Raw genomic sequence first — 10937 nt, 5'->3', positions numbered from 1 at the left:
CTGAAATGGGGCGAAAGTCTGTGGACTCTGTGTAAGACAGTACATGGTTTTTTAACTGTGGTATGCGACGGTGGTGGAAGCAGAAACTTAAATCGTGAGGTTTAGGAATCGCCGCACTTTTAGGGCGGCGAGGATGTCAAGGCTAACCATTACCCCAATTCTAGAATTATCCGTTTTTTTAGGTTTTCTTGACTACTATTCGGCGGTAGCCAATCCAGTTTCGGTGCTGCCGGTGGTGCGACGACGGGTGAGAGTATTAAAGAGCATAATTCCGATCGCTTTGATTAGATTACCTTCCAACTCTTGGAACATTTTCATGTTCAGGCCAAAAGCGGCGTTAGCTTCGGTGACAATGCGATCGGCCATGGCTTGATCTACCGGTAACTCGTCGAGGGTTTGACGATAGTGGTTTTTATAGGCTTTTTCGTCGGGAATATCTTTGAAATCATAGAAAGCCGTGCCACCAGTTTCCAGATTCATCGCTTTTTCGGCGATTTTTTTCAAGATTTGCCCCCCGGACAGATCGCCGAGATAACGGGTATAGGAATGGGCGACTAATAATTCGGGTTCTGTTGTGGCGATTTCCCGAATCCGGTTAACGTAGGCCTGACCTGCGGGAGATAAAGCGATCTCGTTGCGCCAATTTGGACCATAATAAAAATATAAATCCTGTTCCAGCGCATTTTTGCGATTGAGTTCAGGAAAACAGATTTTAGAAACGACGGGATGACTAGGAAGTTTTTCCATCTCCTCCTCCATGGCCGAATAGACGAAGTAGAGGTTAGCCACCAGTTTGCGATAGGAAGTTTTTTCTACCACACCTTTGAGAAAACACTTGACAAAACCGACGTTTTCTGCCATGGTGTGGGATTTTTTCGTGCCTTCTCGCAGTTGAGTTGATAAATTAACGCTCATATTATGATCACCTGTTGGGATGAGTGGAATGGATCGGGTTCGTTACAGATGCTTACTAAAACCGTCTATTTTGGTAGATTAAACTGAATCGATCGGTAATTTTATTAAGAATTTTTACAGTGCCGCCGGGGGAGCTTAGGGAGAAAAGTTAGCTCTAGCAGGACTTGACCGCCGGTTGAAACCGGTATCGATCGAGATGGCGAAATTGTAAAGATTAGTGAAAAACTGCTCCCTAGTTGATCTTTGGATAAGAGAGGGTGTAGTGTAGCGCCAATATCAATCATCGAGCAACATTCTTCACACTTCTTAGAAATTCTTAACATTCAGGAGACTTATATCAGCAAAATTTCACAAATTAAAACCGAATTTAGCAATCATGCTTATAATCAGTACAGGATTCTTTATGTTGTGCTAAACTCAAGCCCTTGAGAGACAAAGCCCTAGTTGCGATGTCAGCGAGAACACATTTAGCAACTCCCTATCCAAACCCTTAGTCATAACACTCTGGTAATGCCCCGAATACTTGTAATCGATGATGATCCTGCAATCGCGGAATTAGTCTCCATCAACCTGGAGATGGCGGGTTATGACGTTAATCCCGCAGAGGACGGGATTAAAGGCCAGGCCTTGGCCGTCCAGTTACAACCCGATTTAATCATGCTGGATTTAATGCTGCCCAAAGTCGATGGTTTTACTGTCTGTCAGCGTTTGCGACGAGATGAACGCACGTCCGACATCCCGATTTTGATGCTCACAGCCTTAGGACAAACCCAAGATAAAGTGGAAGGTTTTAACGCGGGTGCCGATGATTACCTGACCAAACCTTTCGAGGTGGAGGAAATGTTAGCTAGGGTGCGCGCCCTGCTCAGACGCACCGATCGCATTCCCCAAGCCGCTAAACACTCAGAAATACTCAGTTTTGGACCTTTAACCCTGGTTCCCGAACGTTTTGAGGCAGTCTGGTTTGAAAGTGTGGTCAAGTTAACCCATCTAGAATTCGAGTTACTCCACTGTCTTCTCCAACGTCACGGTCAAACCGTTTCCCCTAGTGATATTCTCAAGGAGGTCTGGGGATACGATCCCGATGATGATATCGAGACTATTCGCGTTCATATTCGCCATCTGAGAACGAAACTAGAACCCGATCCCCGCCACCCTCGCTATATTAAAACCGTTTACGGTGCGGGTTATTGTCTGGAGTTACCCACCAATGAACAGGTGGTGCTTGATTCATCGGCGGCAACGGTTTAAACAGGGAGCAATTGTCTAGATAGGCAATAGGGACAATTGTTTCGTCGCTCCTCCTCCTCTTCAGATTGAGAAGGTTTGACCGGCGGTTGGGTTTTGATGGCTATGGCTGAGGCCTCTTTTTGGCCCTGACTATAACGAGGGGAAAACACCCCCAGCAAGTCAGGACAATGGCAGGAGTAACTAGGGCTGGCTGAATAAATCTAAAAACCTTGTTGGGTAAGACTTTTAGACCTTTTAGAAATCAAAAAGTACCGGATATGGGAGTGATCGGGGGGAAAATTCAGGTACTTTTTCCCTGAAAATTAGGTAATTGACCCCCTCAAAATCGGTAAAACCCTACACCCCACACCCCACACCCCACACCCTGCCCCCACAAAAAACTTTTTGCCGCAAACCCTAACTACTGGTTTAAGGTAAATCCGTCGCCCCCATCAAAAAGCGATCGCATTCTCTGGCGGCCCCGCGACCTTCATTAATCGCCCAAACCACCAAACTTTGACCACGACGACAATCCCCTGCGGCGAACACTTTCGGTAAGCTAGTGGCAAATTGACCGTGTTCGGCCTTGATATTGCTGCGGGCATCCTTTTCTAAGCCTAAATCATCGAGTAAAGGCTGTTCTGGTCCCAAAAATCCCATGGCCAATAGAACCAATTGCGTCGGGATGACTTTTTCTGTTCCTGCTACCGGTTGGGGGATAAACTGCCCTTTTTCGTTGCGTTGCCATTCCACCCGTACCGTGTGAATCCCTGTGACGTTGCCCTCGCTATCCCCCTCGAATTTAGTCGCCGTGGTGGTATAAACCCGGGGGTCATCGCCAAAACGCGCGGCCGCTTCCTCTTGTCCATAGTCCAGACGGTAGATTTTCGGCCATTCGGGCCAGGGATTATCGGCGGCCCGTTCTCGGGGCGGTTGCGGCATGATCTCTAATTGGGTGACGCTACGGCAGTTATGACGCAGGGAAGTCCCCACACAGTCGGTTCCCGTGTCGCCACCGCCGATAATTACTACGTCTTTACCCGCAGCCGAGATAAAATCCTCCCCCGGTTGTCCGTCTAATAGTGCTTTTGTATTAGCGGTGAGAAACTCCATGGCGAAGTGAATGCCCTTTAATTGGCGACCTTCGATGTTTAAATCCCGGGGTTTGGTGGCTCCGGTACAGATAACCACGGCATCATATTCGTTTAATAGGTCTTGGCTGCTGATGTCCTTGCCCACTTCCGTGTTACAGACCATTTTTACCCCTTCCTGTTCGAGCATCTGGAGACGACGCAGAACGACTTCTTCCTTATCTAACTTCATGTTGGGGATACCGTACATTAATAGCCCCCCGGGGCGATCAGCCCTTTCATAAACTGTCACCCAGTGACCGGCTTTATTTAACTGGTCGGCGGCTGCTAATCCAGCAGGTCCGGAACCGATCACGGCCACTTTTTTGCCGGTACGGATGGCGGGGGGATTGGCAGTAATCCAACCGGATTCCCAACCTTTGTCAATAATCGAACATTCAATATTTTTGATCGTAACGGGGGGATTATGAATACCGAGAACACAGGAACCCTCACAGGGGGCTGGGCAGACTCTACCGGTAAATTCGGGGAAATTATTGGTTTTATGGAGGCGATCGAGGGCTTCTCGCCACAATCCTCGATAGATTAAATCATTCCATTCGGGAATCAGGTTATTAATCGGGCAACCACTGGCCATGCCACTAATTAGCGTTCCCGTGTGACAAAATGGTGTACCACAATCCATACAACGGGCGGCCTGATTGCGGAGTTTATCTTCTGGCATGGGAAGATGAAACTCATCCCAATTATGAAGGCGATCGAGGGGGGTAAGTTCGGAAGGAAGTTCACGCAGGAATTCGATAAAGCCAGTCGGTTTGCCCATAGTCTTTGTTATCTCTGTCGTTTATTCCCTATCTTCCTTCACAGTTCGATCGATCCCCGCAACTTTACCGATTTCTTTAATCTTATCGGCAACTCACTGGACTAACAGGCGGTAATTTTGACAAATTGGGGAATTAACTATTGAGTTAAAAACAGGCGATTTCAAGAGGAAGGGGGCAATTCTAAGGGAATAGCCCCGATTATTCCCTTACGAAAATCATTGAGTAACTGCATGGCTGCCCTTTCTTTATCTTCTTGATATTTGAGATTGGCCAATTTTTCGATAAAATCTTCCCCGGTCATGTCTAGAGTATTCAACCCGTAACGAGATTGTAAAAGACCTTCATAGTGTAATTCTCTTAATAAATCGACAAAAGCCGCCGCTATCCTTTGGTTATCATAACCAGCATCCCCAATATCCTCACAGATAGCTAATTTCACCGCATCCTTTTGATTTTCTAAACGGGAAGGAATCACCCCCGGCGCATCTAATAGTTCTAAGGTGTCGGAAATTCGTACCCATTGTAATTGTCGCGTTACTCCGGCCCTGCGGGCGCTGGCGACGACTTTTCGCCCTAATAAACGGTTAATCAGGGCAGATTTGCCCACATTGGGAAACCCGATCACCACAGCCCGCACTGGACGCGGTAACATTCCTCTCAGTTGACGTTTTTGGTTAATTTCATCGCCAATTTTTTCCGCCGCTTTGATAATTGCTTTAACTCTTTCTCCCTGTTTAGCGTTAGTAAAATAGACGGTTTTTCCTTGACTTTTAAACCATGTTACCCATTGTTGCTGGGCAGATTCGGGAATCATATCGAGACGATTTAAGATTAATAAGCGCGGTTTATTGCCAATCCAATCGTCCACCTGCGGATGATGGGAAGCTAAGGGAATGCGAGCATCGCGCACTTCTAAGACCACATCCACGAGTTTAAGATGTTCCTTGAGTTTTCTTTCCGCTTTGGCAATATGACCGGGATACCATTGAATTAACGACATGGGAGATGGGAGTATAAAATTAAATCTTATCAGGAATAGTCCCTAGATAGCTATAATTATCTGAGAAAAAGTTTAGTAATTTCACTGCAATTATAACAGGATTGTCGATGACTAATTTAAAAAAATGGCAAATTATTAAATCCGAGCTAGTTTTTCATAATCGTTGGTGTCAAGTCCGTCAAGACGCGGTGAAGTTATCCTCCGGACAAGTTATCGATGATTATTTCGTTAATATTCGTCCTGAAATTGTTTTAGTTGTTCCAGTTACTGGGGATAATCAATTGGTTTTTGTCCGTCAATATCGTCACGGAGTTAAGGAAATTTTATTGGAATTTCCTGCCGGAGCAGTAGATGCGGGTGAAGATGATATTACTGCGGCAGCGCGTCGGGAATTTGAGGAGGAAACCGGTTATCAAAGTGATTCTCTAATACCTCTGGCTGTTTTGTACGATAATCCCGTTAAAGATACTAACAGAATTCATATTTTTTTGGCTCTTAATGCTACTCCCACAGGTCAACAAAAGTTAGATATTACCGAGGAAATTGAAGTTATTCTTCGACCTTTACAGGAAATTAATCCACAGGAAATTACCGTCTCTGGTAGTTTGGCTGCTTTCTATCTAGCGAGGGATTTTTTAAAGCAAAATTAAGGAGTTATAGCAGTTATATTAATGGGGAGGTAGGAAGTTTTCGTTTATTCCCACTTCCCCACTTCCCGCTCTCCTACCTCTGCGCTTTTCTCTACTGTTTGAACAGGATTTGTATTACTTTAAGTTTTATTTTTTTTCACTTGTCTATGAGTAATTTTTTGATGATTGCTGGCTTTATCCTATCAGCTTATGCGATTGTTGCCAACGATTCCCTACAAACTTTAGGGACTTTTTTAAGTGCCAATGAAGAACGTCCCTGGTGGATTTTATGGCTGTACACCAGTATAATCTTAGCCTCGATTTTTATCGCTGGTTGGTATATTAATCAGGGAGATGTGGCTTATAATCGACTAGAAATGATTCCCTTCCCAGAAACTTTTACTTGGATTTATATCGTTCCTCCCTTAGCAATTTTAATTCTCACCACTTGGGGAATACCTGTGAGTACAACCTTTTTGGTTTTAACAGTTTTTGCTCCCCAATCTCTAGATGAAATGTTAGTTAAATCCGCTTGGGGTTATGCTCTTGCTGTTATAGTGGGGTTAGTCATCTATCGAATTATTTATCAATTAGAAAACTTTTTCCTAGAAACAGTTAATCAAGAACCTCAAAAAATCTGGGTGGTTTTACAGTGGTTATCCACCGGGTTTCTCTGGAGTCAATGGTTAATGCAAGATTTTGCTAATATTTTCGCCTATCTTCCCAGAAAGTTAGCGGCAACATGGTTAGTTTTATCTCTAACAGTTATGCTACTCCTGCAAACCATCATTTTTATTAATCACGGTGGTCAAATCGAGAAAATTGTCACTAGCAAAACTAACGCCCATGATCTGCGTTCTGCAACAATTATTAACTTAATTTATGGTCTAATTTTACTGTTTTTCGTTGGCTATAATCATATTCCCATGAGTACCACTTGGGTATTTTTAGGTTTATTAGGAGGTCGAGAAATTTCTCTGACTTTAACCAGAGAAAAACCTAATTTAGCAGCCACGGGTAAACTGGTTTTAGGGGATGCCTTAAAAGCTTTTATCGGTATGATAGTTAGTGTTACTATCGCTCTTGCTTTACCTCTACTCGCTCAAAAAATTAACTATCTATAGGAAGTGGGGTGTGGGGTGTGGGGTGTGGGGTGTGGGGTGTGGGGAGATGTAAATTAAGAATAACAAGATTGGGGAGATAGGCGATCGATTGATGACCCGGAGTGATAAAGTTTTCTATTGCTGATAATCTCGAAATTATCATTCAACCAGATTAAAGATGCTTCTGTGACTAGACCTTCTTCAAGAGTGACTAGGGAAAAATTGCGAGATTTACCCCTATCGGAGTGGAGAATACGAGGGACACTAGCAGCATTCAGATAAACGGTTCCCATCTCGGAAGTGACCACGGGATTGCGTAAACGGGAAGTGGTATGACGGAGACGGTGGTGCATATGACCGAAACTGACGAGAGGAACCTGTTTTCCTAATAGCTGTGCTTGTTCGATGGCCGCCGCTAAATCCGGATCCCCGTGGTCCCCTCCCAAGGGTTGCCAATCGCGACCACAGATAGCTTCCGCTTCCTTTCCCAGTCCGGCTGGACCATTGTGACCTAAAAAAATCAGGTTATTATAGGCAGTATCTTGAATATTAGCGATAATTGTGGCAGTAGATTCGGCAAAACTGCTGATATTATAGCGTTCTTGAAAAAATTCTCCATTTTTCCACTCGGAACCTCCCCAAGTAAAGGGACGACCCCCAACAATCGAAAGCTGTAAACTGGGCAGGTCTAGTTTTGAGTAACCCACATGAGCAACCCCTAATAATTCTAACTGGGCGGTGACACGATCTTCTTGATTGCGATCGTAGGGACATTGTTTTCGTCCCCAGGGGGTGGCGCTATACCAAGCGTCGTGATTACCGAGAATAACGGCTTTTGGTAAGGACAAACTAGCAATCCGACCGACAATTTCTAGGGATTCATTGCCAAAATCGCCGACAAATAGGGCTAAATCCACTTGTAAAGCTTCTAGTGCTAAATTATCTTCTATTTCCCATTGGTCGTGAACGTCACCGATGACGGCGATTTTATAGCTGCGAGGGAAAGAACTTACCATTACCAGTTATCAACTATCATTTATCAGTAACGATCATAACTAGGATTGGCCGAATAAATAGGGTCTGCTGAAAAAGTTTGTTGGGGGGGGCCGGGTGTGGGGTGTGGGGTGTGGGGTGTGGGGTTTTACCGATTTTGAGGTAGTCAGTTACCTAATTTTCAGGGAAAAAGTACCTGAATTTTACCCCCGATCCCTCCAATGGTCGGCACTTTTTGAGGTCAAAAAAGTCTAAAAGCCTTATCCAACAAGGTTTTTAGATTTATTCAGCAAGCCCTAGTTAAAGAAGCACACTTAACAGTTACTTGCCCCCACCGTTGAGGTGTTGCCCGATAACCATCCCGATCTTGATTAAATTTTACAATTATTAACAAACAACACAACCAACACTCCTCTGTTACTCTAATTATAACAGAGAAAACTGATGATAGAGTAGTGAACAAATCAAGTTTATTTGACCATAACGCTCGCTCGCAATTGTCCACAGGCCGCATTGGCTGCCAAACCTCTCGAATAACGGACAGTAACGGCGACTTTTTCCTGTTCTAAAATAGTTTTAAAAGCTCTGATTCTCTTTTCATCAGGCCGTTGATAATCCACCTCTTGAATGGGATTATAGGGGATTAAATTGACGTGAGATTGAAAACCTTTCACCAGTTTGGCTAATTCCCCTGCGTGTTCGGGTAAATCATTCACTCCCGCTAAAAGAATGTATTCAAATGTCACCCTTCGTCCCGTGATTTGAACGTATTCCTGACAGTCTTGAATCAAATCAGTTAGGTAATAATGGTCGGCACTGGGGATTAATTTAGCTCGAACTTGTTGATTAGAAGCATGGAGACTAACAGCAAAAGTTACTTGTAAATTATGTTCTGCTAGTTGCTTGATTTTATGGGGTAATCCCACCGTAGAAATCGTTAAACAACGCTGACCGATACCCACATCTTGATTCAGGGAATGAATCGCTGTCACCACTTCGGGAATATTTAATAAAGGTTCCCCCATCCCCATAAACACCACATGACTCACTCGTTGCTGAAAATCCTCCTGTACTGTTAACACTTGGTCAACGATTTCATACGCTTTTAAATTACGAGTAAAACCCCCTTTTCCCGTGGCACAAAAATCACAGGACATCGGACAACCCACTTGGGAAGAAACACAGACTGTTAATCTTTTTTCACTAGGAATTCCCACCGCTTCGATAATTAAACCATCCGCCAGTTTTAGCAGATATTTACGAGTGCGATCGGGTGCTACACTGCGATAATGTATAAGGGAACGACCGATAGGATAATCCGCCAGCTTGCTGCGCCATTCTTGGGGGAATACGGAAATATCCGCCAAAGAATGCACCCCTTTTTCATATAGCCATTGGTGTAATTGTTTACCCCGATAAGCGGGTTGTCCCTGGTCTTTTACCCAGTCGGTCAGTTCCTCTAAAGATTTCGCTAGTAAAGTCATAATTATTATCGTTGATCACCTTATCATTCTAGCCGATCGATCATCCCTAGTAGCAAAACCGTGACAAAATTGTATTGATTAATTGACATTTTTTCCCTTTGCTCCTTCTCTAGTCTTTGTTAGTCAATTAAATACTTAAAACTATAACTTAAGTAGGTAGGTGTTAAAAGTTTTCAGACACCCCCCTTATCAAGGGGGATCCCCCCGCCTATCGGCACCCCCCTTATCAAGGGGGGCAGGGGGGATCGGCACCCCCCTTATTAAGGGGGGATTAAGGGGGGATTAAAGGCAAAATCCATTTTTAATTTAATTATAACCAGCTACTTAAACTTAGCCTGACGACAAAAACAAATCTAGTCTTAAGCTTGATCCTTTTTACTTTTCATTTAACCCAACTGTTCAAAGGGAACTGTCAGCGCCATAATGATCGATGGACTTCGATCGAGAACAGAAATTTTATGAGTTGCCAGCCAAAAAAGCCAATATTAGGGGATAACGAGCTATTCAGTTGTCAAAGCAATATTTAAGCGAAAATTTATGAAAATCGCTATTTTATCGCAAGACGCTTCTCTTTATTCCACCAAGCGACTGAAAGAAGCGGGAGAAGCTCAAGGCCATGAGGTACGAGTGATCAATTATTTGCGCTGTTACATGAACATCACCTCCCATAAACCCACGGTTGTTTATAACGGTAAACCCTTGGAGAGTTTCGATGCGATTATCCCCCGTATTGCCGCCTCAAAAACCTTCTATGGAACCGCAGTCGTCCGACAATTCGAGGTGATGAATGTTTTTACTGCCAACGACTCCCAAGCAATTTCCCGGTCGCGGGATAAATTGCGTTGTCTGCAAATCCTCGCTCGGGAAGGGATAGGTTTACCGGTGACGGGAATTGCTCACGCAATTGAAGATATCGATGGTTTAATCGAAACCGTCGGCGGCACCCCTCTAGTGATTAAATTATTAGAGGGAACCCAAGGTATTGGGGTAGTTTTAGCGGAAACCGACCAAGCAGCCAAGTCAGTTATTGAAGCTTTTCGGCAATTAGAAGCTAATATTCTAGTACAAGAGTACATTAAAGAGGCCAGTGGGGCAGATTTGCGCTGTTTTGTCATCGATGGAAAAGTGGTAGCCTCGATGAAGCGACAGGGGGCCGAAGGGGATTTTCGTTCTAATCTTCACCGCGGTGGCAAAGCAGAAAAGATAAAATTAACCCCAGAGGAACGCAGTACGGCTATACGGGCCACTAAAGCCATGGGTTTACGGGTTGCGGGTGTGGACTTATTACGGTCCAATCACGGGCCTGTGGTTATCGAGGTCAATTCTTCTCCCGGTTTAGAAGGAATAGAAGCGGCCACCGGTGTGGATGTGGCCAAAAAAATTATCGATTTTGTCGCTAAAAATGCCACCCTAGTCTTAAATCGCGAGCGATATCAATATTAGCCGTCAGCCTTGCATCAGTTATCAGTTATCAGTTATCAGTGGGTAAGTTATCAGTCAATAGTATGGTTCTTCGTTACTTGGTATGGTTCGATAGGGGGGCATAAATCGACTAAATCCTTATCTGGTAAGAGACTTAATTGATTAGTTCGCTCTAGATCAAAAACAATTGACAAAAATCGCTAAATGCCTTTCTATATAAGGGTTACATCCCTTATAACCCCCGTC

Annotated in this window: 9 protein-coding genes; 4 read left to right on the top strand and 5 right to left on the bottom strand. The window is 44.2% G+C overall.

Annotation, left to right across the window (positions count from 1 at the left end; translation table 11 throughout):
- Positions 1–195: 195 nt before the first annotated feature.
- Positions 196–915, bottom strand: coding sequence for a biliverdin-producing heme oxygenase (locus tag O9290_RS05365; RefSeq protein ID WP_004159441.1), 720 nt, complete (start codon positions 913–915; stop codon positions 196–198).
- Between the two features lie 510 nt (positions 916–1425).
- Between O9290_RS05365 and rpaA the strand changes: the two genes are divergently transcribed.
- Positions 1426–2166 carry a two component system response regulator RpaA gene (gene rpaA, locus O9290_RS05360; RefSeq protein WP_002798623.1) on the top strand — a complete coding sequence of 247 codons (741 nt, stop codon included), beginning with the start codon at positions 1426–1428 and terminating at the stop codon, positions 2164–2166.
- Positions 2167–2574: 408 nt separating this feature from the next.
- Here rpaA and O9290_RS05355 read toward each other — a convergent pair whose 3' ends face one another.
- On the bottom strand, positions 2575–4059 hold the full coding sequence (locus tag O9290_RS05355; protein WP_002784459.1) for a glutamate synthase subunit beta: 1485 nt from the start codon (positions 4057–4059) through the stop codon (positions 2575–2577).
- Between the two features lie 161 nt (positions 4060–4220).
- The gene (gene ylqF, locus O9290_RS05350; protein ID WP_288056791.1) at positions 4221–5060 is read right to left on the bottom strand and encodes a ribosome biogenesis GTPase YlqF; all 840 of its coding nucleotides are present in this window, start codon (positions 5058–5060) and stop codon (positions 4221–4223) included.
- A gap of 107 nt (positions 5061–5167) precedes the next feature.
- On the opposite strand from ylqF, the gene O9290_RS05345 reads away from it, so the two are divergent.
- Positions 5168–5710, top strand: a complete 543-nt coding sequence (locus O9290_RS05345) for an NUDIX hydrolase (protein WP_002798619.1) — start codon at positions 5168–5170, stop codon at positions 5708–5710.
- 161 nt (positions 5711–5871) lie between these two features.
- Entirely contained in the window at positions 5872–6813 is a 942-nt protein-coding gene (locus O9290_RS05340; RefSeq protein WP_190723419.1) for a hypothetical protein, read from the top strand.
- Positions 6814–6866: 53 nt separating this feature from the next.
- Here O9290_RS05340 and O9290_RS05335 read toward each other — a convergent pair whose 3' ends face one another.
- Together O9290_RS05335 and rlmN are read right to left on the bottom strand one after the other, a co-directional pair.
- The gene (locus O9290_RS05335) at positions 6867–7808 is read right to left on the bottom strand and encodes a TIGR04168 family protein (protein ID WP_288086787.1); all 942 of its coding nucleotides are present in this window, start codon (positions 7806–7808) and stop codon (positions 6867–6869) included.
- Between the two features lie 447 nt (positions 7809–8255).
- Positions 8256–9269 (bottom strand): dual-specificity RNA methyltransferase RlmN, encoded by a 1014-nt coding sequence (gene rlmN, locus O9290_RS05330; protein WP_043999408.1) that lies wholly within the window; start codon positions 9267–9269, stop codon positions 8256–8258.
- 537 nt (positions 9270–9806) lie between these two features.
- On the opposite strand from rlmN, the gene rimK reads away from it, so the two are divergent.
- Positions 9807–10712: a 30S ribosomal protein S6--L-glutamate ligase gene (gene rimK, locus O9290_RS05325; RefSeq protein ID WP_002764120.1), complete on the top strand. Its 906-nt coding sequence runs from the start codon at positions 9807–9809 to the stop codon at positions 10710–10712.
- The last annotated feature ends 225 nt before the right edge of the window (positions 10713–10937 follow it).

The organism is Microcystis sp. LE19-41.2A, assembly GCF_027530405.1.
GTDB classification, from domain to species: domain Bacteria; phylum Cyanobacteriota; class Cyanobacteriia; order Cyanobacteriales; family Microcystaceae; genus Microcystis; species Microcystis aeruginosa.
The sequence above is the reverse complement of the archived record's forward strand: the minus strand, read 5'-3'. Positions and strand labels throughout refer to the sequence as shown.

Bases quoted from the DNA above. Each gene is read 5' to 3' on its own strand.
- O9290_RS05345 (WP_002798619.1), top strand. From the start codon at position 5,168: ATGACTAATTTAAAAAAATGGCAAATTATTAAATCCGAGCTAGTTTTT.
- rpaA (WP_002798623.1), top strand. From the start codon at position 1,426: ATGCCCCGAATACTTGTAATCGATGATGATCCTGCAATCGCGGAATTA.
- O9290_RS05340 (WP_190723419.1), top strand. From the start codon at position 5,872: ATGATTGCTGGCTTTATCCTATCAGCTTATGCGATTGTTGCCAACGAT.
- rimK (WP_002764120.1), top strand. From the start codon at position 9,807: ATGAAAATCGCTATTTTATCGCAAGACGCTTCTCTTTATTCCACCAAG.
- O9290_RS05365 (WP_004159441.1), bottom strand. From the start codon at position 915: ATGAGCGTTAATTTATCAACTCAACTGCGAGAAGGCACGAAAAAATCC.
- ylqF (WP_288056791.1), bottom strand. From the start codon at position 5,060: ATGTCGTTAATTCAATGGTATCCCGGTCATATTGCCAAAGCGGAAAGA.
- O9290_RS05335 (WP_288086787.1), bottom strand. From the start codon at position 7,808: ATGGTAAGTTCTTTCCCTCGCAGCTATAAAATCGCCGTCATCGGTGAC.
- rlmN (WP_043999408.1), bottom strand. From the start codon at position 9,269: ATGACTTTACTAGCGAAATCTTTAGAGGAACTGACCGACTGGGTAAAA.
- O9290_RS05355 (WP_002784459.1), bottom strand. From the start codon at position 4,059: ATGGGCAAACCGACTGGCTTTATCGAATTCCTGCGTGAACTTCCTTCC.